The following is a 26,259-nucleotide window of genomic DNA, read 5'->3' on the forward strand; positions in this document are numbered from 1 at the left end:
GGCTGGTTGTTGTGCGCAGCCACCAATTGCTGCGCATATCTTGGTAACAATCGGGTAAATCCCCGCTTTCGTAGGTTTTAGTTTGTGAGGAGTCTCAGCATGTTCGCTGCCGCCATCTCGCTCGTCGGTCTTGCGGCGACCGTCTACCTTGTCTTGCGCGAGGCCAAGGCCATTCGCGCTCAGTCGGGCACCGTTGCCAAAAGCGCTCTTGGGTGGAGCGTCGCCTTCGGCCTGTTCCAGCTCTTTTTGACCATTTGGGGTGCCATTGGCCTCGTCGCCCAAAACGAGCCGCTCGCCTTTGTGATGCTCATCCTGACCAACGCCATCCTCACCGGATGCGCTTGGGCCAGCATCGCCCGCGACCGCATCGCCCCGCGCGTCTTTGCGTTCGCCGAGCCCGACGCCCCCGCCCCCACCGGCAAGCTCGCCCGCCTGCGCGGCGCCTTTGTGGGCAAACCGCTCGTCGCCGCCGTCCTGTGCCTGCTGCTCGCCGGCGTCTTTGCGCTGCTGGGCATGGAGGTCTCGTCCAACCACGACTTTACCTGGGTCTACCCCCTGTGCATCCTGCTCGAGTGGGCCATCATCGCCACACTCATGACTGGCTTGTTCTTCCTATTCCAGCGCCACGGCGCAGCTCCCGCGGTCCTGGCCTTTGCCCTCTTTGTCCTGGGCATTGCCGAGTTCTTTGTCATCACGTTTAAATCCATGCCCATCCAGCCGGGCGACCTTTCGGCCATCTCCACCGCCGCCGCAGTCGCCGGCACCGGCTACACCTTCTCGATCTCGCTGTTCTGCGTGCTATCCATGGGCTTTACCGCCATCGCCATGCTGCTGTGCGAGTACGCCGGCCTGGTCGCGCCGCACCGTCAGAAGGGCGCCGCCAACGCCAAGCGCATGTTGCTCACCAACCTGCTCGTGGCGGTGCTGTGCCTGGGCGGCGTGACCGCGCATGTCACGCTCATCGACTACTACAACACCCTCGGCATCACCGTCTACACCTGGCGTCCGCTCGAGAGCTACTGGCGCGAGGGCTATCTGCCTGCCTTTATTAGCGCGGCACAGTCCATCAAGCCGCCCAAACCCGCCGACTATTCTGTCGATGACGCCAAGGCCACGCTCAAAAAGTACGCCAAGGCCTACGACAAATCCGACGCGGCCAAGAGCGACGAGCGCGCCGCCGCAAAGGAGCAGTTCGACAGCGAGAAGCCCACGGTCATCGCTATCATGAACGAGACGTTCTCGGATCTGTCAATCTACCAGAACATGCGCGCCGGCTACGAGGGCCCGCAGTACTTTAAGAGCCTGTCCAACTGCCTTAGCCGTGGCAAGCTCTACGTGAGCGCCTACGGCGGCGGTACCGCCAATACCGAGTTTGAGTTTATGACCGGCAACTCCATGGCCAACCTGGGCTCGGGCGTGTACCCCTACACCATCTACAACATGGAAACGACCGGGAACCTGGCAGAGCAGTTCAAGTCGCTCGGATATTCCACCACGGCCATGCACCCCAACCACGCGACCAACTGGAACCGCGAGAACGTCTACAAGGACTTTGGCTTTGACCAGTTCCTGTCCATCAACGACTTCCAGGGCGCCGACACCCTGCGCGGTATGGTGACCGACCAGGCGACCTACGACAAGATTCTTGAGCTGCTCGACCAGAACGCCGATCCGCAGTTTGTCTTCGACGTGACCATGCAGAACCACTCGGGCTACGACACGGGCCTGCTGCCGGCAGATAAGCAGATGCACCTCAACATCGACACGACCGATCTGGACGCCAAGACCGTCGAGGACGGCACGCTGTCCGATGTCGACGAGTATGTCTCGTGCATCGAGCAGTCCGACCAGGCGCTGCGCTACTTCCTCAACGCTCTGAGCAAACTTGACCGCAAGGTGGTCGTGGTGTTCTGGGGCGACCACCAGCCGTTCTTCCCGTCCAAGTTCAATGACAAGTGGTTTACCGGCGAGGACGACGCCACCCACCAGGAGCGCCTGTGGCAGACCGACTACATCATCTGGGCTAACTACGACGTTGCCGGCTGCGACCAGACGAGTGAGACCGACGACCTGTCCACCAACTACCTGTCCACCCAGCTCATGCAGCTGATCGGTGCACCGCTGACCGACTACCAGAAAGCGCACATGACGCTGCGCGAGTCGCTGCCCGCCATCAACTCGGTGGGCTACGAGGACGCCAGCCTGCGTTGGGCGCTTTCCTCCAACGTCACCGGTGACGACGCCGCCGCAGCAGCCGCCACCAAGGCGCGCGAGGATTACGCCAAGATGCAGTATTACGAGATGTTCCGCGACGGCAAGAACGTGTATACCGAGCACTTCCAGACCGAGGCCAACGAGACCGACCCCAACCTGGCGCCGGGTACGACCAAGATCAAGTAACGGAGTCGGGGGCCCGAATCGGCGGCAGGCGGAGGCGCGGGAAAGGTCTGCTGCTCAAACAGTCCTGCGCAAGACGGGGGCCACATTAAGTGGCCCCCTTTGCGTGCGGAACTCGCGACAGACCTTTCCCGCGCCTCCGCCTGCCGCCGCCCCTCACCCGTTGCGAGTTGAGTGGGCTGATGAGAAGCTGCGCTCGCCTCGTAGCAGAAGCGTGGCCTGGCATGCGCATCGCGGAAAGCTTGTCCCGGAATTCACGTCCGGAATGGGATGCGGTTTCCGCTTGTGGCCCCGTTGGGAAACCGCATCCCATTCCGATCACAAATTCCGGGTCACATTTTCCGCCAAGGCTTCAACCGGAAACCGTGTCCCATTTCTCAGCCGAATACTGGGATGCATTTTCCGCTGAGTCCCTCAATCGGAAAGTGCATCCCATTCCAAAGGCGAATTCCGGGATGAGCTTTCCGAGACCCCGCCCATCCGGAAAGCCCACCCCGCTCTGAATACATCCGGGCATGGAATATCCGCTTATTAGGCCTTCCATCAATAAAGGGGCGCCCTCCCGGACGGCGGGCACGAAGTTTATCGCGAGTTCCGCACGCAAAGAAGGCAACTTAATGTGGCCTTCGTCTTGCGCAGGACTGTAGAGCAGGGAACTTCGTGCCCGCCGCCCGGGAGGGCGTTGCGTTTAGAAGATGGACCTAGCGCTTATTCCTCCGGGACAAAAGCAGCGCAGCAATAAAAGCGATGATTGCAAGTGTCAGCAACATCAAAAGCAACGTGAGCGTGCTGTCGCCGGTTGCCGCCAAACCAAGCACGCCGGCCCCTTTGCTGCCAGCAGGCCGCACGGGAATCTTCTCGCCATCGTCCTCGGCGGTAATCTCCCAGCGAATTGCCTTGTTTGCGTCGGCAAGCTCATTGCCCACCGACGTCGGGACACTTAGTTGCAAATTGAGCACCGTGCTGCCATCGTTCGTAAACGTTGCGACCTGCGTGGGATAGGCGAACACACTGCCCGGCGTTCCCGTCTGGAGCCAACCGGCAGACGCATCGCCCGCCGACGCCGTTAAGGTAATAGGCGACAGCAGGTGTGCCGTCTCGTGATCGACAGCGGCCCGCACAAACACGCGTACCTGGGACTTTACACCCGTGGCACGAACCTCGATCTGTTGCTCGCGCACATCGCCGGGCATTAGACCTTTAAAGGCGGGAAACAGATCGGGCTCCCCCGAGGAGCCCGTCGCCCCCGAGACCGTCAGCTGGCGCGCATTTCCGTCATACGCAATCGCGAGAGTATCGGCAAACGCGCGGGCAGGAACGGCGAGCGTAACCATGCAGAGAATAGCCGCGACCACGCAACGCAAGGAGCACGCAACGCCTTTGCGAATTGGGAACGCCATACTTACGCACCTCCATGCGGCGGCACCAGCACGCCATCCTCGACCGTACAGCCCCATGCATCGCGCACGGCCTCATCGGGCGTCGCCTGGACCGCCTGAGTGGAGATATCAACGACAAGATTGCGACCTCCGGTTGTCTTGAGCTCGGTAACTCTATTATTGAGCTCGGTAACTCTATTAATGAGCACGCCGGTTTCAGCGCCGGGAGCAACGGGCGACGTCCAGTAATAGAACCCGTCGCTCGCCTTAACCCAGTTATCAGCCGAGTTCGCGCCCGAGGCATCAGCCACGCTCCACGCAATCTCGTAATCCGTGCCAGCTTTTGGCTCATCCCACAGGCGGGCGCCGCTCGTCGCATCTTGCCAGTAGATATCCACTGCAGCACGAATATAGGCGGGCGCAGTACCCGTGTTCTTCGCCTTGACATCGCTTTTCACTTTGCCGTTGAGCGTTTCCTGAACCGATGGCGTCACCGACCCGATGCCGAACTGGTTGACCAGCACGCCCGTAACCGAAAGCCAGGCCAACGTGCCTGCCGTACCGGCCAGGAGGATAACCCCCACCAGCAAGGCGATGATGCGCTTGCGCTTGGACATGCTAATCCTCCTTCTTTGCTACGTTGCCGTTGCTCCAAACGTTATGGGCACGATCGCTGCCGTCAATCCATTTGTCGTTCACACGCGTGTTCGTGCAGGTGAACGTGGCGTCGTTCGCGCTCGAAGCAGCGGAGATGGTTGTCTGCGCCTTATCGCCCGGCTGCTTGCCGGGGACGCCGATCTGGCTGCTGTAGCGCCATGCCCACGCTGAGTCCTCCTCGACGGTGTAGATACCCGCCGGGACCGCAAGCTCGATAGCGCCGGAGTACCAGGTGGAACCGTCCTTCAGCTGCTCATCCGATGACACCGTTACCTCAACCGTGCGTTCCTCCAAGGCGTTGCCGTCCATGCCGGCCCGGGAAACCTTGAAGCGGAACGTCTTGCCCTTCGCCCAGCTATCCTGGGTTTGCTTGACGATCTTGAGCGTATGCGTAGCGGCGAAATCGAACACCGCATTGCCATCGCTCTGAGTGCCGTCGCCCGTGAGCTTGTAGTCCAAACGATTCGTCAGCTCAAACGAGCCCTCGCCTGAACCCGAACTGTAAAGCGAGACATACTTCCCGTTGACAGGCGCAGGAGTCTGGCCAGGAAGACCATAGCCCACGCGGTCAACGTGCACCGTCAGTTGCGTGCCCATGAAGGGCTTTGCAAAGCAAGCCTTGAACGGCGCCTTATCGCTCTTGTCATCTATCGTGTTCGCGGCATTGGGATCAAGCAACCACTTGAGCTGCCCGGTCACATTCTTAGGGCTCGCATCGTCCGACGTGTCGTTAGCGACGACCTTATACGTCACCGGATACAAATCCATGTTGGCTGTAACCGGTTTACCCTTGAAGTCGCTCCACGCCACAGCTTTGTCGCCATTAACCCACTGCCACTCCAAGAACAACTCCTTCAAGCTGCTATCCGCTCGCTCGCCCAGGAATGCGACGATTGCGGAGTAGGCTTCGGGATCGTAGGCCACTTCCTTTGGCTCCATGACGGGTTCACCCTTGTCGTCATAGACCGGGTTGCCGTTCTCGTCCATCTTGGGCACCTTAACTGTCTGAACAAAGCCGGCATTGCCATCCTGGCCACGCAGAACACTCGTATCGTTCGGGTCTACCGTAGCGGTGTAGATGACGTTGCCTTCGGTGTCGTGATAGCGCACTTTAAGCGGCGTAGGCTTGTAGATCGCCGTGTATGTGACCTCTCGGAACGGCTCGTTGCCATCGAGGAAATAAGTCTTGTCCCCTGTCATAAGAGTGTAGCTATCGTTGCCCTTATAGTCGCGTGACCAGCCGACAAAGTCGTACTTGGTGCCGTCTTTGCCGACAACCTCAGTTACAGCTTTTACCTCCAGCGAAATTTGATCGCCAGAGTCGGTGCGCGAAAGATAACGCACGGAACCGGGGTCGTCCAGGTTGGTATCGATATTTGATTGGACATGCACCGGGCTGGTACGGTAAACCGGGTACAGCTCCATGGGGGCCTTGACCACCGTGTTTTTATCCACCATGGGAACGCCGTCCGACCAAACGACATACCCGCTGCCTGCCGCCGGCTTAGTTTCCGTCCAGCCTACGAAGGCATTGTATGCGTTCGTTGCGGCATCAATCTCGCCGACGTTATACGTAGGCAGCGGCATGCCACCCGTAAGGTTGCCGAGTCTATCGCCCTGCTGAGCAACTTTGCCATCCACATCTTTGGCATTGAGATGATACACGACCGCCAACGGCGAATAGTACGCCACAAATGTATAGGCCCCGCCGGGTTCCACCTGATGGGAATACGAGTTATCGCCGTTAGGTTCGATCTCTTCAACTTCGCCATTCGGAAGCTCGATCTCAACCTTCTGCAACTTATACAGCTCACCGCCTGCTTTATAAACCGGAGTCGTGACGTCAGGGGTCACCGTTGCCGTAGCAGGGTCGGCGCCCGCGTTGATAACGGGATCGATGTCGTACCTAGGCACATTGACCTTGTCCGTGCCCTTGAAACCGGCGCGATACAGGTTGGTGGTGTACCTAACATCGTACTTCGCGTACACCGGATAGGCATCCTGCCACTGGGTGACCTTAAAATCTGGTTTCACCAGATACGGTTCGGCCTTATCCGGGTCAGAAGTAGTGAAGGAATCACCCTTGACATCGTAGATATAATTCCAGACGGGAGAACCCATCTGGACCTCGGCGGTCGAAATCCAGCCCAGGAACTTATAACCCGGCACCGCCATCTCCGCATCGGTCGGAGAAGACTCAAGGGTCAAGGGGCTTTCATAAGAACCAGTTAGCCCGTCCTGCGGCTTTCCTTTTGCCTCAACCGAGGTGTTCACATGCGGGTAGTAATACGTGAACGTCGGATCCGCCCCGTTCACCTTGGTCTGCAGCAAGTTACTCTCATAGCGCCGCGTGGCAGTCCTCACGACATTATCGCCCTTGTTGTAGAAATTAACGTCCGTGGTAATCATCGCGCGAACGTAGTACTTCTTATCTGTACGCACCATGCTCTCGATGGGATTTTTCACATATGTCCAATATTCACCATCGCGCTCAAGCGTCCAGAAATTCAGGCGATAGCGATCATTCACCGGTTTGACCGTTACGTTCAGCGAAGCCGAAGTCCAAGTATCGCTTAGCGTTGCAGCGCCTGGAAAATCGGTATCGGCATAGAGGTTTTTTAGAGTATCGGCTCCCGTATCGTTTTTAACGTTGTGCGAGTACGCGTTAAGGGGACTCACGACAAGGGTTTCCTTCGTGAAGCGCGTGCCACACGTTTCATAACTATCCTTTATACCGTGGTCAACATGCTCCGGGCCCCAGTGGACGACGTTTTCACGCACGAAGGTACTACCGACGTTTTCCTCAAAGGGCGTTTGATAGCGATTCCAAACGGAACAAAGTAGCTTGCTGTCCGTAAACTCATGGTTGGTATAAGCCCGAACGTAATAATCCACGCGGTACTCAAAGCGGGCGATGTAGGTATGCGGCGCGGTTAAATCGACATCGGCGGGGAGCGTATAGCTGGGATCGCGGCTCACGCGAACCTCAACTTCGGACCCATTGGCAGCCTGCTTGTTTTCATACCAGCCCAGGAAGCGGTAGCCATCAGGAAGCGCGCCGCCCTCGGATATAGCTTTACCGGATACGTCGAGCACCCGTACGGTATACGCGCTTGTGCCATCCTCGGCAGTCTCAACCTTAACGTCAGTTTTGCCCACACCGTCGCGCCGAGTCTGATCGTCGGTTGCATCCTGCTCATTGCCCTCAAACACCGTCATGATGTTCGACACATAGTCGGTGTACACCGGATAAAAATCGGTAGGACCAAGCACAGTGATCTCGGTGCCGGCAGGATAGAACGCACCGGCGTTTTTTAGCTCGGCAAGCTTAGGCGAGGTGATGGCCGCGTAACCGCCATGCATCCCGGCCTCGCCACTCGGCTGCGTCGTCCAACCGATAAAGGTGGCGCTGGCGGAAAGAGTGCCGCGGTCCGCAGGGGCAGCCGGCGTTAAACCGACGCCATAGCGGTACCAGTCCGTCGACTTGTCGTGCTCCTCGCCGCTCTGCCACGCGAGCGTCTCGCCCTTGACGTTATAGAACAGTACCTGCGCCTCGTACGAAGCAATAAACAGGTCGTTGCCCTTAAAGGCCTCGGCCCCCTTCGCGTTATCGGCGGTATAGGTCGACGTTATCTCGTGCGCTTCGTTCTTCTGGACCTGCTTGCCAGCCTTAACGGCATCGGCATCGGTCTTGCCGTTAAACCAGGCGTTATCGGCATCGATACGGTTCACATTGACTCCGGACTCGCGGAACCAGCCCATGAAGCGATAACCGCCGTTGGCATCGGTCAAGCCCTTGGGCTTTGCGGAGGTATCCTGCTTAAACGTTACCGATGTATCGCCCTGGGCCAAGCCCTGAGCCGTTCCCGCCAGCACGGCGCTCACGGCAAAAGCGTACGGATCCGAAGTCGCCTGATCAATACCGAGTTTGGTCGCCTCGATTGTCGCGGTACCCGCACCGGGAAAATCGATCGTCGCCTTAACGCTTTGGCCATGCACGGGGATATTCAGCTTGTAATCCATCGCCCACTCATTGGTGTGCTGGCCACCCAGGGCATCGTCGTTGGCGGTCGAGCGCATGGTGCGGGCACAGAAGTCGTAGTCGTGCTCTTCCCATAGCTCACGCGTGATGTAGCGCTCGTCGTCCCACGGGCCATAGCCGTCGCCCTTAGTGGTACCGTCGCCGCCAAACGCGGGGATTTTCTTTTTAGCGGGATTACCCTGGCTATTGCCATTCAAGCTCACGCTCGGTTTAAAGTAGCACTCGGTGACCGTGGCATCATCCCTGTTGGCACGCGCGGCAATGCCGCCCAGGTTCACATCGTTTTGAATGATGGGGATCACGGCGATGGGATTGTACTGGCGCGAACTCAAATCGCCCGCAAAATGGCTGCGGACGAGCTCGTTGCCCTCGGCGGTCAAAATTCGGCCCGCCAGGCCGCCTGTCCACGCACGCGTCACGGCGACGACGCCCACATATGACGCGGCATAGCTGTAGCACTGCGCCGTCGAGAAGCAGTCGATAATCTTGGCCTCGCCCGCCATGCAGCCCACAAAACCCGAGGCGTACACGTTGTTGCCGCCCAGGGCGCCAATTGCCACGTCGTACTTATTGGTGACGTCGGTCATGCCCTTCTCGGCAATCGAGCCGTCGTCCTTACGCGTCGGCGTCACGCGGCAGTACTCGATAGTCGAGTTCTTAACGTAGCCGGCAAACGCCGCCATATACAGACCCTCACCGCCGAGCGCCTGCACGCCCGAGGTCGTATTGTTGACGGCACGGCCGCCACGGACCTCGCAGTTGTAGAGGGTGCAGCCGTCGAGCTCGCCGGCGATGAGACCGCCCTCAAAGCCTGCGTTGGTAATGAGGTTGAGAGCATTGTTGGCGCAGGTCACGTGCAGCGTGCTCTCCATGACCATAACGTTTTCGAAGCGCGTGTTGACGGCCCTGCCCACGATAATGCCGCCGCGGAAGTCAGCCCAAATGTTGGCATCCTTGACCAGGAAGTTCTTGATGGTGGCGCCATCGGTCTCGGCAAAAAAGCCCGTGTCGCGCTCGGGATCCAAGACCTTATTCTCGTAGTTCAGGCCCTTCACGGTATGGTTTTGACCGTCAAAGACGCCCTTAAAGGGATGTTCTTTGTTGCCAAAGGAGAGGTGCTTGACCGTATCCTCAACAATGGCGTTCATATCATCATCGTTAAGAACGATATCGTTATCGAGATAGACGCGCCACTGCGACGTGTCGCGCTGTCGCGACAGCGCGACACACGCCAGGAAGTCGTTCCTGTTTGTGATATGGAATTCGGTCTTGTCCTCGGGCACATCCTCGGCATACGCTGCCGCCGGCAGCGCTACAACGCAGCAAAGGGCGATTGCCACCACAGCGATCAGCCTGCCGAGCACGCCTCGGTTCATGTTCTTAATCTCCATAGGCTAGTTCGCCTCCGGCCAGCCCGCGACGTCAAGCACGTCGAGGACGGTATCGCTTGCCTGCTGGTTTTTGGCCTGCACGGCCTCAACATCGATATCGAGCCTGAATGAGCCGCCGCGCGCGGCATCGTGGTAGTCGCCCACAAAGCGCAGCGAGTCCATGAGGCTTTCCGTCATGGCGCCGGGGTCGAGCGTGCCGCCACGCCCGGCCAATCCGCGGTAGTAGTACCACCCATCGCCGCCATCGATCCACGGGGACCCCTCGCCCGCGTTCACATGAAACGCAACGCTGCCCGAAGCATCCGCGCTCGAACCGTCGGGCGCCACCGACGTCATGTGCAGACGCGCGCGAACGTACTCGGGCTGCGTGCCGACGTTCTCCACGCGCACAATGCGGCTGATGTCAGAACCCCCGGCCTTGGTGTCGGGATAGTCCCCGTGCTCGTTGGGCTCAAACGGAATCTCCTCGCCCTGCTCGTTGAGGGTGTATTCGCAGACTCGTACCTTCACGCTGCCAAACGATAGAACGTTGTTCGCCGGAACCATATCAACGGTAAAAGCCAGCGTGCCGCACAGGCATGCCAGGGCCAACAGCGCCATCGCGGCAAGCGCCAAGGTGCGTTTCTGATTGTCGGAAAGATTGTTGAGCATTACGTTCGCCAGTCGTCGATAGGGGGGACCGAGATCCCGGCCCGAATATAGGGGTGGGGGCGGGCCGGGATCTCAGTGGGGGGGTTGGATTACTACAGGTCCTTAGCCCAATCCTTGGCAGCAACCTCAGCAGACGCAGCCGAGCCCTCAGTGGTGCTGTCTGCAGCGTAAACGAAGCAGTTGACCGTCATCTTGGCATCCTTGGCGAAATCCTTTTGCTCGGTCTCCTTGGGCGTAGTCACATTGCTGAACAGCTCACCGGTCCACTTGTCCTCGGTCTTGCTGGCAATAAGCGGAGTTGCCTCGGTCCCATCGCCAACATAAACGAAAAGGCCACCGAGATAATGAGTCGGCTCTCCCTCAACGGTGGTCGCATCAACGGCCTTCCAGCCAGAGTTAATGGTGAAGTAAGTCTTCCTGGAATTAGCAGTCCCAGCAGACGCCGTCTCGTTCTTCACGAAAACGTACACATAAGCGTTTTCGGATCCCTTGCCAATACCGACATTAGGATTCTTAGGAACAGACACGCCAGGGGCGAGCTTGGAGTTCGCAACCCATTTAGTCTCGGTCAGGTTGCCGTTGACCTTAGTGTTATCATCCGGAAGCGGCTGACTCGGATGATCGGGATCGGTAGTGGGCTTGTTAATGCCCGCAGTAGTGAAGTTGTTGGGCAGGCTCGACTGCGCCGTCAGCCATGCATACGTTCCCACGCCGGCAGCCAATACCAGCAGCAACAGGGCGGCAATGATGCCGTAGCGCTTTTTCTTCTTGTTTTCCATCGTTCTCTTCCTTTCGAGAATCGTTTTCCCCGGCAACGGCCCCTACCGCCGCCGACGCTTTTCCCTGCCGCTATGAACGCCGCTCCCTCGCATGCGCGCGGGCATGCTTGCCCGCAGGCTCGTCGGGAACCACCCGATCGAGCACAATCGACGCCGCGACCAGCAGCGCCAGAACGGCCACCACAACAAGCAAACCGGGCATCGTCGTGCAATATGCGTTAACGAAGCCCAGGTAAGGGACACAAAAAGAAACAGTGCCGATAACACTCGAAAAAGGCGTCTGCTCGGCATCGTGCATGATGCTTCCGTCTGCATTTATGTTCGCAATTCCCTGCGTGCCGATCATCTGCGCCACAGGGTCGATCTGATACACCTGGTGCGTCACCACGGCGCCGTCCGATCGGTAAAAGGTTGCATTGTCGCCCACGGCAATATCCGTTGGCTCAACCTGGCGGACAAACACCATGGAGCCAACGGGAAGCTCGGGTTCCATAGAGCCCGAAAGCACAGCAAAGGGCGTGTATCCAAATGCGCGAGGCACAAAAGAAACAACGGCAAGGGCTATGACAAGCGCGAACGCCAAGCTACTCAAAAGTGCAATAAATCGTTTGAGTCTACGCGCCGTCAAAGTGATAATTCACACCCCTTGAGGACCTATTCGACCCATCCAAAGGTCAGCAAGTTTCAACAGGAACCGCAAGGCGCTTGAAAAGTGAGTCCGAAATAAGCCAATTTGGAATCTTTTCGTAATAAAAACATAGCGATGTGCTACACATTTTTCAATGTTTTATCGCTAAATGCTACTTATTTTGGCGTAAGTGGTCATTTATCCCCAAATTAGTCTGTTTTATCCAATACTTATAACTAACCCCCTACGCAACTTCCCCATAGAAGGTTCGATTTTTTTGCGAAACTAAAATAATGGTACCCCCCCCCCCCCCCCCCACATTAAAACAAACTACTGGAAGTGTCATTTATTTCCGACCCCTCCTTTGCCGGAGTTTTATGACAGCCCCATGTAGTTCGCAGCCCATAATCCTCTGAGAACCGTGTCCCAGAATTCACGTCCGGAGTGGGATACGGCTTCCGCTTGTGCCCCCGTTGGGAAACCACATCCCACTCCGATCACAAATTCCGGGTCGCACTTTCCGCCAAGGCCCTCAACCGGAAACTACATCCCATTTCTCAGCCGAATACTGGGATGCATTTTCCACAGAGTCCCTCAACCGGAAACGGCATCCCATTCCAAAGGCAAATTCCGGGACGCAGCTTCCGCAACCCCACCCATCCGGAAATCCCATCCCACTCCGCACACATCCGGGCATAGAACAATCAGCTTATTAGGCCTTCCATCAATAAAGGGGCGCCCTCATGTCAAGAAAAAAGCCTCGAGAACTTCGAGGCTTTCACATTTGTATTGTTTTGCACGAAGGACCGCGAACGGCGAAGCTACTCGCCCAACACGGCCTTCTTGGCCGCCGCCGCTATGTTGTCCAGATCCTCCTTGGTGGGATGGTCCTTCGCGGCAACCCAGTTGTCGAGCAGCATCTTAAAGCGAGCATTGCCGGGATCCTGCTCGAGCATCGCCTCGTAGCGCTGCTTAACCGCAGGACCCATCTTGCCCTGGCACATCGCCCAGCCTACAAGCTCGGCATCATTGGCCAAATTGGACGACACGCGGTCGATAATCTGCTGAAAATAGCTCTGGTCGGCACCGAAGCCGCAGGTGCCAAACAAAAAGACGCGCTTGCCATGTAGGGCGGAAAGCAGCGCCGCCACCGAGGGCGTGCAGGCGCCCTTGTCGCACCAAAAACCAACGAGCACCGTATCGGCAGCGCAGGCACCCTCTGCCTCGTGCGCGACCTGCTCCGGATCTGCATCATCGCTCAACGCGGCGGCATGGACAAACTCAACACCTGCAGCCTGCAGCGTGCGCTTGATCGCACCCGAAACCATCCTGGTATTACCGCTCTTGCTGTTAACCACCAAAGAGCACGTCATAGTCACGTTGCCTCGTATCCCCCAAAACTAAAGCCACTAATGCAATTTATTAGATGAATATCTTAGTACTAACGTGACAGATGTAAACCACCGTCTGTCGATTGATTAATTTGCCCCGCGGGCTTGCTCACTGGGCGAATTGGCTGCGGTAGAGTTCGGCGTAGAAGCCGCCTGCCGCTAGCAGCTCGTCGTGCGTGCCGCGCTCGATAATCTGGCCGTCGCGCATTACCAGAATGCAGTCGGCGTTGCGGATCGTCGACAGGCGGTGCGCCACCACAAAGCTTGTGCGGCCGGCCATAAGCTCGTCGAATGCCGCCTGCACCTGCAGCTCGGTGCGCGTATCGATACTCGAAGTCGCCTCGTCCAGCAGCAAGATAGCCGGGTCGGTGAGCATGACGCGCGCGATGCACAGCAGTTGTTTTTGACCCTGGCTAAACGTGCCGCCGTCCTCGCCGATTACCGTATCGTAGCCGCCTGGCAGCTGCACGATAAACTTGTGCGCATGCGCGCGCTTGGCAGCCTCGATAACCTGCTCGCGCGTGGCATCCGGGCAACCGTAAGCGATGTTGTCCGCCACCGTGCCCTCGAACAGCCACGTATCCTGCAGCACCATGCCAAAGGCGCGGCGCAGGCTTGCGCGCGTGTAGTCACGCGAAGACCGGCCATCGACCGCAATGCGACCGGCATCGATATCGTAAAAGCGCAGCAGCAAATTGATGAGCGTCGTCTTGCCGCAGCCCGTGGGACCAACGAGGGCAAAGCGCATGCCGGGTTTGGCCTCAATACAGATATCCTGCAGCAGCTTGCGGTCGGGCACGTAGCTAAAGTCCACATGTTCAAAGGCGACCTCGCCCTTCGGGGCGGCAAGCTCCGCGGCATCCGTCGCATCGGGCTCCTGCTCGCGCGCATCGAGCAGCGCAAACATGCGGCGCGCCGAGGCGTACGCGGTCTGGATCTGCGTAATGACGTTGGTGACCTCGTTGAACGGCTTGGTGTACTGGTTGGCATAGGACAGGAAAATCTGCACGCCGCCCACCGTAAGCGCCGCGGGCACGCCCGTGATCACGCCCACGCAGCCGATCACAGCGACCACGGCATAGATGATGTTATTGATAAAACGCGTACCGGGGTTGGAGAGCGAACCCATAAACTGCGCGCGCTCGCCCGCGGTGTAGAGCTCGGCATTGAGGGCATCGAAGCGCTGCTGGGCGTTCGGGCCATAGGCAAAGGCGTCGACAAGCTTTTGCTCGCCTACGTACTCCTCGATATGACCACCGAGCTGCCCTTGAATACGCTGCTGTGCCGTAAAGCTTTTGTTGGAGAGCTTGGCAATAGCACCGGCTGCAAAAATGGAAAGCGGCGTGACGAGCACCACCACGAGCGTCATGGTCAGGTTGATGGAAAGCATAAACGCGAGCGTGCCCACGATGGTAATAACACCGGTGAAGAGCTGCGTGAAGCCCTGCAGCAGACCGTCGCCCACCTGATCGACGTCGTTGACCACGCGGCTCATAAGGTCGCCGTGGGCGTGACTGTCGATAAAGCTGAGCGGCATACGGCTGAGCTTGTCGCTCGCCTCCACGCGCATGTCGCGCACCGTTTCGTAGGACAGGCGGTTGACGCAATAGCCCTGCAGCCACTGGAAGGCCGCAGCACCTACAACGACTATCGCGAGCTTGGTAACGAGCGGCAGCAGTGCATCGAAATCCACCTGGCCCGCGGCAACGATCAGGTCGATACCCTCGCCGATAAGGATAGGCGTGTAGAGCTGCAGAATCACCGAGATAGCGGCGCTCACAAACGACGCCGTAAACGAAATACGGTGCGGACGGACGTAGCCCATCAGGCGGCGGGTCACCGCGCCCATGGGATAGCGCTCTGGGTCGCCGGGCTGGCGCGGGCCGTCGCCCAGGTCGTTGAGGTTATCGTTACCGGACACGTTTGCCGTCATCGTGGCGACCGAACCGGAGGAAGTGTACGGATTCATTTAGCAGCCCTCCTTTGAGCAAGTAGGCGCAGGGGCAGTCGGGGCGGACGCGGGCACCGTGCTCCCCTGCTGGCCCTCGAGCTCCTCGCGGCGCAGCTGCGACTGGCAAATCTCGCGATAGAGCTGGCAGCTTGCATACAGCTCGTCATGCGTGCCCAGGCCCGCAACCGATCCGTGGTCGAGCACGCAGATCATGTCGGCATCGCGCACGGTCGAGACGCGCTGGCTCACGATGACCGTCGTGAGCGGCAGCCCGCCCTCGGCGGCACCGCGCACGCTGCGCTCGCGGATGGCATGGCGAAGCGCCGCGTCGGTCTTAAAATCGAGCGCCGAGGCGGAGTCGTCCATGATCAATATCTGAGGCGAGCCCACCAGGGCGCGCGCGATGGTCAGGCGCTGGCGTTGGCCACCGCTGAAGTTCTTACCGCCCGCCTCGACCGGGGCATCGAGCCCCTGCGGCTTGTTGCGCACGAATTCGCTGGCCTGCGCCATATCGAGCGCCGCCCAGAGCTCATCGTCGGTCGCTGACTCGTCACGCCAGGTCAGGTTGCTGCGGATGGTGCCGCTCACCAGCGACGCGCGCTGCGGGACGGTCGCGACCACATGGCGCAGCTGGTCGAGCGGCCAGGCGCGCACGTCGGCGCCCATCACGCTCACGCTGCCAGCGCTCGCATCGTACAGGCGCGGGATAAGCGAAACGAGCGTGGACTTGCCGCTGCCCGTGCCGCCGATAATGCCGAGCGTCTTGCCCAGCGGCAGCTCCAGCGTCACATCGCTCACGGCATTTGCCGCGCCCACGCCAAACGAAAAGCTCGCATGGTCAAAGCTCAACGCAGGAACGGGAGCGACATTGCCCGGCTCGGGCAGTGCGACCGGCTGGTTGCCCTCATCGGTAATGCTCGGCACGCAATTGAGCACCTCGTTGATACGCGACGCGCTGGCGCTCGACTTGGTAAAGACCACGACCAGGTTGGCGACATACACGATGGAGGTGAGGGTCTGCGTCATGTAGTTGACGAACGCCATGACCTGACCCTGCGTGAGCTCGCCCACGTTGACCTGGATGCCGCCGACCCACAGGATGGCGCACACGCCCAGGTTCATCACAAGAAACGTGACGGGGTTGAGAATCGACGAGAGCTTGCCCACCGCGATGGCAGTATTGGCCTGGTCATCGGCGGCTTGGGCAAAGCGCTCACGCTCGTGATCTTCACGCACAAACGCACGGACCACGCGAGCGCCCGAAAGGCCTTCGCGGCAGATAAGCGCGATGCGGTCGAGCTTTGCCTGCAGCTGCTTGTAGTACGGAATACAGCGCGCCATGACAACCCAGAACACCAGACCAATGGCGGGCGTGCAAATCAAAAAGATGATGCCGAGCTTAAGGTCGATGGCAAGGGCCGCGACCATGGAGCCCGCCGCCAGGAAGGGCCAGCGGATGAGCATGCGCACGCCCAGCGCCACGGCGAGCTGCACCTGGTTGACGTCGTTGGTAATGCGCGTGATGAGCGACGGCGTACCAAAACGGTCGAGTTCGGCATAGCTCAGCTTGTTGATGTGCTGGTAGAGCGCGCCGCGAATGTCGGTGCCCATGCCCTGCGAGGTGAGCGCCGCCATCTTTTGGCAGACGAGCGTAAACGAGATGCCGATCACAGCCATGGCGCCAAGTACCATACCGTAGTGGACGACGGCGTTCACGTCGTGTGCGCCGATACCCTTATCAATCATCTGGGCAATCACCAGCGGCGTCAGCAGGTCAAAGATCACTTCGATCAACTTGCACGCAGGGCCGATCACCATATACCGGCGAAACTTACCACCAAAACGCCTGAGCAACTCAATCATAAAAAGGCGCTCCCTATCATCATCCACATTCAATTCGAACCATGATAGTACCGCCACCCCAAAAGAAGCGTAAACAACTCGTCATTTCTAACGGGATTCAGTTTTCAGAGGGGTATACGCGCACGCCCGATCAATGGCGGGCAAACTGCCTGATATACTTACATTAGTGCTACCAAGTTAGTCGCCGACCCTTGAAATGAGGTGCCGAGATGAACGGCATTCTCTCAAGAAGAGCAAGACGAGCAACTGTGGGCATCGCCCTTTCCGCGGCACTTGTCGCGGGAATCGCCCCCGTAACGGCGATCGCGGCAGAAATCAGCTCCCCCACCGGTGCAGTTGCCTTGCAGACGGAAGACGCGGCCGCCGCAAAGGAAAAAGCGTATGCAGCCATGCAGGAAGCGCTCAAAAACCTCGAGGCCGCAAAAGACGCCGCAGGTCCTGAGATATTAGAGACTATCGAGCATGTGATTACCGATTTGCAATCGCTCCGCGACAGGATGCTGAAGGAAGCCGACGACTCAAGGGGACCTCTTCTTTACCTACAAGCGAACGTCGATGCAGCCCAAGCCAAATACGATGAGGCCCACGACCGGACAAGCGGCCTTCAGGCAGAATTAAATAAGGCAATCGACGACGGAGCTTCTAACGAAACTATTAAGCAGTTGCGAAGTGAGATCATGTCGGCAGAAAGGCGAGAAAAATCTTGTGAAGATGATCTTCACCGCTGCCAACGCCGGCTCGAAAGCCAGGAAAGTGTCGTCGCGAAGTTCGAAGCCAATGCGGAAAAATGTCAAACTGATATCGACGAAGAGACAGCCAAGCGAGATGCGCTCCTCGACAATTTGAAAAAAGCGCAAACGGCCTATGACGACGCCTGCAAGGCATACGAAGAGGCAAAGGCCGCGGCAGACAAGGCCACCTCGCCCGAGATAACGAAACCGACCGAGACAGTGCCTCCCTCCGGCTCAGCGCAACCCGCCGAGGCGACACCGCCCGTTGGCTCACCTGCAACCGGCAAAGACGCCCTACCAAGCTCCACCAAGCAAGCGAACACAAGCAGCGGCAAGCAAGCAGATACGACCGCCGGCAAGCTCGCAAACACGGGCGACACAGCACCGAGCGCAATCGCACTCGTAGCAGTCGCCGCCGCAGGCCTCGGAATAACCGCCACTGCCACACGCCGCATCAAGAACTCAAAATAGCTGCCAGCGGTTATTGTCTTCGCCAATCCACAAGCCCAGAGACAAAAAGAGGTCCGTTTCCCCACCTAGGGAAACGGACCTCTTTAACTGCAAAAATTCAAACAACAGCACCGCCGCCTCTTAAACTACGTAGCCATCAATGCCCAGACAACGCCAGCGAGCAGCAAAAGGCACGGGATTAAATTATTCAGATAAATGTGACCCTTCAGGCGGTTTTGGTCGGCTACCCGCGAGTGCCGGCAGGGCGCTTGGTAGTCGAGCGATCCCGCAGGCGAAGCCGAGGACCAGCGAGACACCAAGCGCCCTGCCGGCACTCGCGGGTAGCCGCGGCACCAAAAAACGCCTGCGCACTCGATGGATTCGGATGCCCGACAGAGGCTCCTTATGGCTGCTTCCTTCCGGACCTGACCAGATTCGGAACATGTCGTCATCCGAACCCATCGAACGCGCTAGGCGCTCGGTATATCTTACCTGCTCCCGCCCGCCACGGCAAGTGGGGCGGACCCATCGGATGGATTCGCCCCACTCGTCCATATCGCTAGCGGCGCCTGCGGTACAGGACCGCGCCGCCCGCGACGGCCAGCGCGCCGATGCCGGCCATGGCGCCGAGCGCCTCGACCGGCAGGCTGCGGTCGCCGGTGTCGGGCATGCCGCCCTTGGAGCCGTCGCCGCCGGAGCCGCTGCCGGAGCCGTTATCGGAACCGCCGCCCGAGCCGCCGCCCGGCGTGCCGGGGTTCTCGGGGGTGCCGGGCTCCTCGGCGTAGCTGTTGGTGAAGACCGGCGGCAGGTTGGCGTCGCCCTCGTAGGAGACCTTCGCCGACAGGTAGCCCGTCTTGGTGCCGTCGGCCGCCTCGTCGCCCACCGTGACGACGATCTTGCGCACCGCCTTGTCGTAGGTCACGCGCGCCTGGCCGTCGTCGACCTCGCTCACCGTGAAGGTGTAGGTGCCGGCCTGCTTGAACGTCAGCGCATCGAACGTGACGCCGCCGTCCGCGGCGTTCCTGGCGGTCGACATGACCTTGCCGTCCCGGCCCCTGAGCTCAAAGCTGAACTGGCCCGCCTTGAGCTCGGCGCCCTTGAGCACCTTGGCGGCGCCCAGCTTGAGGGTGACGGGCGCGGCCTCGTAGCCGTTGGTGAACGTCACCGAGGTGTCGCCCACGGCATTGCCCTCGGCATCCATGAGCTCGTGCCTGACGGCGAGCGCGCCGTTTTTGGCATCGGTTACCGTCGTGCGCACGCGGTACGTCGCCCTGTCGTACGTCACGCCGCCCGCCGTGCCGGCGACCTCGCGCAGCTCGTAGCTGTGCGTGCCGGGCGCGGTGTAGGGGACGGGGCTGAGCTCGACCGTTCCGTCGGCGGCGTTCCTGCCCGTCGCCGCGACGCTCTCGCTGCCGTCGGCGGCGATCTCGACCAGCTGGAACTCGAACTCGCCCTCGGCCAGGTCGCGGCCCTCGAGCTTCTTGCTCACCTTGATCTGGTCGGTGACGGAGCTCGGCGTCGGGTTCACGCCGTAGGTGTTGGTGAACTCGAACGCGCCCCTGCCCTCGGGCGTGCCCTCTGCGGGCAGGACCTCCGCGGCGAGCGTGCCCGCCTTGGTGTCCTCGACGACCCTGACCGCGAAGGTCCTGGTCGCCGTCGCGTCGTTGACCACGCCGTCGACCGAGCCGGACTCGCTCACCCGGTAGGCAAACGTCTTGGTGCGCAGGCCGTCGCCGTCGATCTCGACGCCATCGAGGTCGCTCGGCTGCCTGAACGTGACGCGGCCCAGCTCGACGTTGCCGGCGGCGTCGTTGGTCGCCTCGGCCACCGTCTTGCCGGAGGCGTCGACCGGTGCGGGCGCGCCGTCCAGCGGCTCAATCTTAAAGGTGTACCTGCCCTCGATGTCGGCCTGCGTGAGGCCGAGTCCGGCCTGGCCGAGCGCCAGCGTCTTGGTGCCCGAGAGGTCGACCGTCGCCTCGCCGGCGCTGTAGCCGTTCACGAACGGCAGCGTGCCGCCGGAGCCCTCGGGGTAGACCACGGCCACATCCAGCCCGCCCTTGCCGTTATCGGTCACCTTGACCGTGATATCGAAGCTCGAGGCGGTCGCCGTCACGCCCGCGGGCAGCCGGTCCATGCCGTCCTCGGATACGGTATAGGGAATGGCCCAGGAGCCGTCGGCGGCCCTGGTGGCGGTGCCGTCCGCCACCATCCGCTCGAGAGCGTCGGTGGTGTAGGCAATGGGCGAGAACGCGAGCCCCGCGGCCTCGCCGTCGCCGGAGGCCTGGTTGGTCGCGGTCGCGACCGCGTTACCCCGGGCATCGCGTACGGAGAACGAGAACTCGCCCGCCGCCGCGGCGCGGCCCGTCAGCGTCTTGGTGGCGTTGATGGCCACGTTGCCCTCGCCGCCGAGCTTTCCGGTGGCCTCGTAGGAGTTCTCGAACGCGACCGTCACGGGCGCGGGCGCCGCCGTGGCGCCATCCGCCGTGGAGACCTCGCTGCGTGCGACCTCGACACCGTCCTTGGCAACCGTGGTCGTGACCGTGAGCCTGCCCGTCGCGGCATCGTAGGCGGGCGCGATGGTCACCGTGCGCGGCGCGGTGTCGTTGGCGTAGCCCTCGCCGCCGAGCTTGGTCTCGGCGACGGTGAAGCTGTAGGTCTTGCCCGCGTCGGCGTCGGTGAACTTCACGTCGCCCCCCGCGGCACCGCCGATGAGGTCGACCAGGCCGGCCGCACCGTCATCGGCCGCGGCCACGGCGTAGGCGTCCTTGCCGGTCTTGAGGCCGAGCCTGGCGGCCGTCTCGGCGTCCGCGGTCACGGTGAAGGCGAACTGCCCCGCCTCCATGGCGCGGCCGGAGAGCGTCTTGGACAGGCGCACTCCCGCGCGGGCCGAGTAGTCGAGCTCGGTCGTGTAGGTGTTGACGAAGTCGCCGCCGCTCGCCTGCGCGATCGCGGGCGTCGTGGCCGTAAGGTTGCCGGAGCCGTCGTCGGTCACGGTCACCGTCATCGGGCCTGACCTCGCGCACCGTGTAGGTGAAGGTCTTGGCGCGCACGCGCTTGCCGCCGACCTCGGCGAACCCGGCGTCCTTGATGTCATCGAGCGTGTAGCGGATGGGGCCGAAGTCGAAGGCGACCCTATCGCCCGCCTTGGTGCCGGCGGCGGCCGTCACACTGACGGTCTTGGAGCCGTCGGCAGAGCCCTCGGGCATGGGAGCGCCGCCCTCGCCCGCGAGCGCGAACTGGAAGCTGTCGCCCTCCGCCCAGTCGCGGCCCTCGAGCGTCTTGGTGAAGAGCCCCGCGGTGGAGACGTCCCTGCCCTCGGTGGCCGTTCCGTACGTGTTGGTGAACGCGACGGTCGCGCCGTCCTCGGTCACGGCGCCTTCGGCCTTGGAGCCGTCAGCCCCGTTAACAGCAGTCGTGTAGCCCTCGGCGGCGTCCTCGGCCACGGTATAGCGCGCGCCCACGGGCAGGCCGGCGACAGTCTTCTCCCCGCCGTCCTTGAGCGTGAAGGTCGCCTTGCCGTCCGTAAACGTCACGGCGTCCTCGCCCTTGCCGAAGGTGCCGGAGACGGGCTCGCCGTCCCCGTCGGCCAGCGCGACCGTAAAGCCGAACTCGCGCTGGCTGTCGCCGCCGACGACCGTCTTCTTGACGGTGAGGCTGCCCTCGCGGGACACGCTGTTGTGGGTCGTGTTGGTCTGGGATTCGTTCTCCCCCACCTTGACCGTGGCGGTGTTGGAGATGTCGTCGACCACGGCGGCTTCGGCGGAGACCTTCACGTCAAAGCTGAGCGTACCCGTGGCGCCCGCAGCCTGCTCGCCGAGCGACCAGGTAAGGGTGCGCGTCGCGGCGTCGTAGGCGGCACCGTCGGCAGAACCCTCAACATAGTTAACGCCCTTGGGCAGGACATCGGTCACCGTCACGTCGGCCGCCTGCGCGGCGCCCCTGTCGTCGACACTGTTATTGGCCCAGCCGATGGTATAGGTGAGGGTATCGCCCACGCCCACCGGCTTGCCGTCCACATCGACCTTGGCGCCCGAGGCGTCCGCCTTGGTGACGGTCTTGGTGTTGTCGTGCGGCGTGAAGGTGTTGGTGAAGGTCTTCTTACCCCGCTCGTTGGAGATCACGGCCTTAAGGCCGGAACCGGTCTGAGTCACCGTGATGTCGAAGGTGTAGGCATGCGCATCGCCCTCAATCAGGACATCGCCGCTTGCCTTCTCGGTCACGGTCGCGTGGTAGGCACCCGGATTGGTGAAGCTGAGCTCGCCAAAGGAAACCTTGCCGTCCTTGTCATTCTTCGCCTCGATCGGGTAGCCCTCGAGCACATTGCCCGCGCCGTCGGCGAGGGAGAGCTCAAAGGCGAACTCCCCCTCCTGGAGGCCGGGCTTGCGGCCGCCCGCGAGCACCTTGGTGAGCTCGGGGACGGACGCCGTTGCGGGAGCGGGGTCGAAGGTGTTGGCGAAGGCGACGGAGGAGACCTGGTCAGCCGAGATGGAGCCATCGGCCTTGGATCCCTCGACACCGTTCACCGCGGCTTTGTAGCCATCGGCGGCACGTTCGGTCACCGTGTAGGCGGTTCCCGCGGGCAGCCCCGTGATCCTCGCCGTCTGGCCATCTTTGAGCTTGAGGGTCGCCTTGCCGTCCTCGAACGTCGCGTCACCGTAGGCGCCGGATACTTTGCGGCCCGCGACATCGGTGGCCTCGACCGCAAACTCAAATGTCTTGTCCGCGTCGACCGCCAGGCCCTCGCGCGCCGCGACGGTCTTGGAGACGTCGAGCTCGCCCGTCTTCACAGTGTTGGTCACGGTGAAGCCGCGCTCGGCGTCGCCTGTGACCTTCGAGCTGTAGCCCTCGACGGGCACCTCGGCCACGGCGTAGGCGATCGCGGAGCCGGACTTGGAGTACTTGGGCAGGCCCTTGAAGGAGCCCTTCCAGCCGTTGGACTCGTTGAGCTCGATCGGGTCGCCGGTGGCCTTGCCGTCGGCGAGCAGGCGCACGGTGGCCTTCTCGGCCGCCGGGCCGACCCACTTCTTCTCGACGGGCACCGAGACCTTGGCCGTGGAGGTGTTGGTCACGGTGAAGCCGTGCTCGGCGTCGCCGGTGACCTTAGAGCTGTAGCCCTCGACGGGCACCTCGGCCACGGCGTAGGCGATCGCGGAGCCGGACTTGGAGTACTTGGGCAGGCCCTTGAAGGAGCCCTTCCAGCCGTTGGACTCGTTGAGCTCGATCGGGTCGCCGGTGGCCTTGCCGTCGGCGAGCAGGCGCACGGTGGCCTTCTCGGCCGCCGGGCCGACCCACTTCTTCTCGACGGGCACCGAGACCTTGGCCGTGGAGGTGTTGGTCACGGTGAAGCCGTGCTCGGCGTCGCCGGTGACCTTAGAGCTGTAGCCCTCGACGGGCACCTCGGCCACGGCGTAGGCGATCGCGGAGCCGGACTTGGAGTACTTGGGCAGGCCCTTGAAGGAGCCCTTCCAGCCGTTGGACTCGTTGAGCTCGATCGGGTCGCCGGTGGCCTTGCCGTCGGCGAGCAGGCGCACGGTGGCCTTCTCGGCCGCCGGGCCGACCCACTTCTTCTCGACGGGCACCGAGACCTTGGCCGTGGAGGTGTTGGTCACGGTGAAGCCGTGCTCGGCGTCGCCGGTGACCTTAGAGCTGTAGCCCTCGACGGGCACCTCGGCCACGGCGTAGTCGATCACGGAGCCGGAGGCATCACACTTCGGCAAGTTAGAGAAAACACCCTCCCAGCCGTCAGACTCGCTCAGGGTGATCGAATCGATGACGGTATCGCCGTTCTTGAGATTTATTTTGACCTTATTAGGATGGGGGATCTTAGGGTTCTCCCAGACCTTTTTGACTGGAATGTTGATGTTCTCGGACCTGCCGATGACAACACCGCCGTTGGCGCCGATGCCGCCTCCCAACGGCGCCGTATTGCCAGAGATCGTCAGCGACGCCTGGCCGCCGCCGAGGTTATACACATCCTCGCTCATCACAGATTTAAGCGCGACGTTCGGCGTGGCGTCGGTAAAGGACAGGGGATCGCCGTTGTCGCCATCGGGCGAGAATCGCGGGATTTTGGGGTTTGTTGCCGCAATAGTGCCGTAGGGCTTAAACAGCCCACCGTCTCTGTACCAGCTGACCTTTCCGCCGCCCGGAGCGCGGTTGGCCAAGGTCAGTTTGTATTTGGCGTCTTTGGCGCCGGTGAAGACGAAGTCGTCTCCCGCCTCATCAGCCGTGTTCTTGGCGATCAGGCCGCCGTCCTGGACGTAGACCTTGGCATCTCCGGTCGGGCAGAACCACATGCCGCCGCCCTGCTTATCCGCATGGTTATCAACAACGAGGGCGTTTTCGATGCGGAGCGTGCTATAGCCATGAGCCTCGTTGCCTTCGCTATACACGCCGCCGCCCATGCTCCGAGCAGTATTACCCTCGATCTTGCCCGCGCTGAGCGTGACGCCATTCGAATAGGCATAGACGCCTCCGCCGGCGGAAGCGGAGTTGCCAGATATGGACCCGCCTTGCATGGTGAAAGCAGTATTCCCTGTTTCGCCGCCCTGACAGCCCGGGTCGACCACACACACTCCGCCGCCTTTGCCGTTGCCAGACGCAACGTTGTTCTCAATCTCTCCACCCTTCATGGTGAACTCGGCGTTGCCCTCAATGTGAACTGCTCCAGAGGGATCTAAGGGCCCCGCCTCCAGTTTACTGCTCCTGTTGCCGGAAATCTGACCACCAGTCATCGTGAACTTGGCTCTTTGGCTATCGCCCTCCCCCTCACTATACGCAAGGACCGCGCTGCCTCGATAGCCGCTGTTGCCCTCGATGCTGCCTCCGCTCATGTCGAAGCGGGCATTGCCCACCAACATGACGCCAGAAGATGTGAGGTGATAGCCGTTAGTGTCTCCGGTAACGACGATTCCGTTCTTACGGATAACGCCGCCCTTCATGACAACATGAGCGCCGTCCTTCGCGTGGACAGCGCCGCAATACGCGTCCTTAAGTTCGCACTGCTCGATAACGCCGCCCGTCATGGTAAGCGAAGCCTTGTCTCCCGACACGTCGACAACACCAGTATTGACGGTGCTCGCAGCGCCGTCGCACACAACGGCCTCGTCAGAGAGCACAACTGCTCCCTTGCTAGAAATAATGGCGCCCTTGTTGTAGCGACCACTCAGGGACACTTTCCCCGACAGCTCGAGGGATGCTCCCTCGGCAACATTGACCAGTACGGAGACGCCGCTATTCTTTGTTGCCAAGATGGTATAGGGCTCATCCGACGTGATCTTAATCATCTTCTCGGCAGGAATCGTGAGCGTGGAGCCGAGCTTCACGTCCTTTTTCAGAGTGATGACGGTTTCCTTGCCATAGGGGGCCTCGCGGACCAGCTCCTGAAGGGTCTTGGTGCTGTCATCGCTCACGGTATCGCCGACGCTGTCTTTGATGGACTCGCGCGTGTAGACGATATCGACACCAGAGCTCGGAAGGTTATTCGAGCCGGTGATGTCGTCCATGCTGTTTTCGATTGTGATCTTTTGAACCGTGCTGTCGTCAAACATACGCGAGGGTATTTCGGTGAGGCCACGCCCGATCGCCACATCCTTCACGCCATCTACGCCCGAGAAGGCTGCCGTGCCAACGGAAGTCACGGAATCTGGAATGGAAAGCTGCTCCGGCAACGTGCCGCGAAAGAAGGCGTAGTTGCCAATTTTCTCAAGTGTCTCGGGAAGCTGGACGGCGACGTTGCTCCAAATAAAGGCCCAGTCACCGATACTCTGCAGGCTGTCGCAAAGCCCCACGATCTTAACCGGCGCGTAGCAGAACGCATAGCCCGGAACGCTCTGAAGCGAGGACAGGTCCACGGACGCCCGCAGCTTTTCGCACTTGTAGAAAGCCCCCAGCCCATGTTTGTCACCTTGCTTAGATTGGGCACGCTCACCAGGCTGGCGCACCCCTGG

The 26,259-nt window shown here is 60.8% G+C and carries 13 protein-coding genes and 1 other RNA gene; 2 read left to right on the forward strand and 12 right to left on the reverse strand.

The features are described from left to right. Positions 1 to 99 precede the first annotated feature (99 nt). Positions 100 to 2,400: an LTA synthase family protein gene (locus DXD24_RS04805; RefSeq protein ID WP_117646291.1), complete on the forward strand. Its 2,301-nt coding sequence runs from the start codon at positions 100 to 102 to the stop codon at positions 2,398 to 2,400. Positions 2,401 to 3,098: 698 nt separating this feature from the next. Here DXD24_RS04805 and DXD24_RS04810 read toward each other — a convergent pair. The 9 genes from DXD24_RS04810 to DXD24_RS04850 form a co-directional block, all read right to left on the reverse strand. Further along, positions 3,099 to 3,797 (reverse strand): hypothetical protein, encoded by a 699-nt coding sequence (locus DXD24_RS04810; protein WP_117646292.1) that lies wholly within the window; start codon positions 3,795 to 3,797, stop codon positions 3,099 to 3,101. A gap of 2 nt (positions 3,798 to 3,799) precedes the next feature. Next, on the reverse strand, positions 3,800 to 4,393 hold the full coding sequence (locus tag DXD24_RS04815) for a hypothetical protein (RefSeq protein ID WP_117646293.1): 594 nt from the start codon (positions 4,391 to 4,393) through the stop codon (positions 3,800 to 3,802). 1 nt (position 4,394) lies between these two features. Next, complete coding sequence (locus tag DXD24_RS04820) at positions 4,395 to 9,866, reverse strand: hypothetical protein (protein ID WP_147326347.1); 5,472 nt, start codon at positions 9,864 to 9,866, stop codon at positions 4,395 to 4,397. Positions 9,867 to 9,869: 3 nt separating this feature from the next. Then, positions 9,870 to 10,517 carry a hypothetical protein gene (locus tag DXD24_RS04825; protein ID WP_117646295.1) on the reverse strand — a complete coding sequence of 216 codons (648 nt, stop codon included), beginning with the start codon at positions 10,515 to 10,517 and terminating at the stop codon, positions 9,870 to 9,872. 92 nt (positions 10,518 to 10,609) lie between these two features. Beyond that, the gene (locus tag DXD24_RS04830; protein WP_117646296.1) at positions 10,610 to 11,296 is read right to left on the reverse strand and encodes a SipW-dependent-type signal peptide-containing protein; all 687 of its coding nucleotides are present in this window, start codon (positions 11,294 to 11,296) and stop codon (positions 10,610 to 10,612) included. A 70-nt stretch (positions 11,297 to 11,366) separates the two neighbouring features. After that, positions 11,367 to 11,924 carry a signal peptidase I gene (locus DXD24_RS04835; RefSeq protein WP_370446238.1) on the reverse strand — a complete coding sequence of 186 codons (558 nt, stop codon included), beginning with the start codon at positions 11,922 to 11,924 and terminating at the stop codon, positions 11,367 to 11,369. An 821-nt stretch (positions 11,925 to 12,745) separates the two neighbouring features. Continuing rightward, entirely contained in the window at positions 12,746 to 13,297 is a 552-nt protein-coding gene (gene bilS / locus DXD24_RS04840) for a flavodoxin family protein BilS (protein WP_117646298.1), read from the reverse strand. 127 nt (positions 13,298 to 13,424) lie between these two features. After that, entirely contained in the window at positions 13,425 to 15,284 is a 1,860-nt protein-coding gene (locus tag DXD24_RS04845) for an ABC transporter ATP-binding protein (protein WP_117646299.1), read from the reverse strand. Then, the gene (locus tag DXD24_RS04850; protein ID WP_117646300.1) at positions 15,285 to 17,129 is read right to left on the reverse strand and encodes an ABC transporter ATP-binding protein; all 1,845 of its coding nucleotides are present in this window, start codon (positions 17,127 to 17,129) and stop codon (positions 15,285 to 15,287) included. A 209-nt stretch (positions 17,130 to 17,338) separates the two neighbouring features. Between DXD24_RS04850 and DXD24_RS04855 the strand changes: the two genes are divergently transcribed. After that, positions 17,339 to 18,331, forward strand: coding sequence for a hypothetical protein (locus DXD24_RS04855; RefSeq protein WP_147326348.1), 993 nt, complete (start codon positions 17,339 to 17,341; stop codon positions 18,329 to 18,331). A gap of 348 nt (positions 18,332 to 18,679) precedes the next feature. Here the strand turns inward: DXD24_RS04855 and ffs are convergent. From ffs to DXD24_RS10255, 3 genes are all read right to left on the reverse strand, one after another. Then, an RNA gene (gene ffs / locus DXD24_RS04860) (signal recognition particle sRNA small type) lies at positions 18,680 to 18,775 on the reverse strand. 94 nt (positions 18,776 to 18,869) lie between these two features. Next, positions 18,870 to 21,152, reverse strand: coding sequence for a Spy0128 family protein (locus DXD24_RS04865; RefSeq protein ID WP_233502334.1), 2,283 nt, complete (start codon positions 21,150 to 21,152; stop codon positions 18,870 to 18,872). Next, positions 21,046 to 26,163, reverse strand: a complete 5,118-nt coding sequence (locus DXD24_RS10255) for a Cna B-type domain-containing protein (RefSeq protein WP_158550155.1) — start codon at positions 26,161 to 26,163, stop codon at positions 21,046 to 21,048. Before DXD24_RS10255 ends, DXD24_RS04865 begins: the two co-directional genes overlap by 107 nt. Positions 26,164 to 26,259 lie beyond the last annotated feature (96 nt).

This window comes from Collinsella sp. TF12-2AT, from assembly GCF_003436735.1.
Classification (GTDB): Bacteria; Actinomycetota; Coriobacteriia; order Coriobacteriales; family Coriobacteriaceae; genus Collinsella.

What these genes read in the sequence shown, in the direction of transcription:
- DXD24_RS04830 (WP_117646296.1), bottom strand. Translation starts at nt 11,296, where the DNA reads ATGGAAAACAAGAAGAAAAAGCGCTACGGCATCATTGCCGCCCTGTTG.
- DXD24_RS04805 (WP_117646291.1), top strand. Translation starts at nt 100, where the DNA reads ATGTTCGCTGCCGCCATCTCGCTCGTCGGTCTTGCGGCGACCGTCTAC.
- DXD24_RS04815 (WP_117646293.1), bottom strand. Translation starts at nt 4,393, where the DNA reads ATGTCCAAGCGCAAGCGCATCATCGCCTTGCTGGTGGGGGTTATCCTC.
- bilS (WP_117646298.1), bottom strand. Translation starts at nt 13,297, where the DNA reads ATGACGTGCTCTTTGGTGGTTAACAGCAAGAGCGGTAATACCAGGATG.
- DXD24_RS04855 (WP_147326348.1), top strand. Translation starts at nt 17,339, where the DNA reads ATGAACGGCATTCTCTCAAGAAGAGCAAGACGAGCAACTGTGGGCATC.
- DXD24_RS04825 (WP_117646295.1), bottom strand. Translation starts at nt 10,517, where the DNA reads ATGCTCAACAATCTTTCCGACAATCAGAAACGCACCTTGGCGCTTGCC.
- DXD24_RS04820 (WP_147326347.1), bottom strand. Translation starts at nt 9,866, where the DNA reads ATGGAGATTAAGAACATGAACCGAGGCGTGCTCGGCAGGCTGATCGCT.
- DXD24_RS04850 (WP_117646300.1), bottom strand. Translation starts at nt 17,129, where the DNA reads ATGATTGAGTTGCTCAGGCGTTTTGGTGGTAAGTTTCGCCGGTATATG.
- DXD24_RS04865 (WP_233502334.1), bottom strand. Translation starts at nt 21,152, where the DNA reads ATGGAGGCGGGGCAGTTCGCCTTCACCGTGACCGCGGACGCCGAGACG.
- DXD24_RS04810 (WP_117646292.1), bottom strand. Translation starts at nt 3,797, where the DNA reads ATGGCGTTCCCAATTCGCAAAGGCGTTGCGTGCTCCTTGCGTTGCGTG.
- DXD24_RS04845 (WP_117646299.1), bottom strand. Translation starts at nt 15,284, where the DNA reads ATGAATCCGTACACTTCCTCCGGTTCGGTCGCCACGATGACGGCAAAC.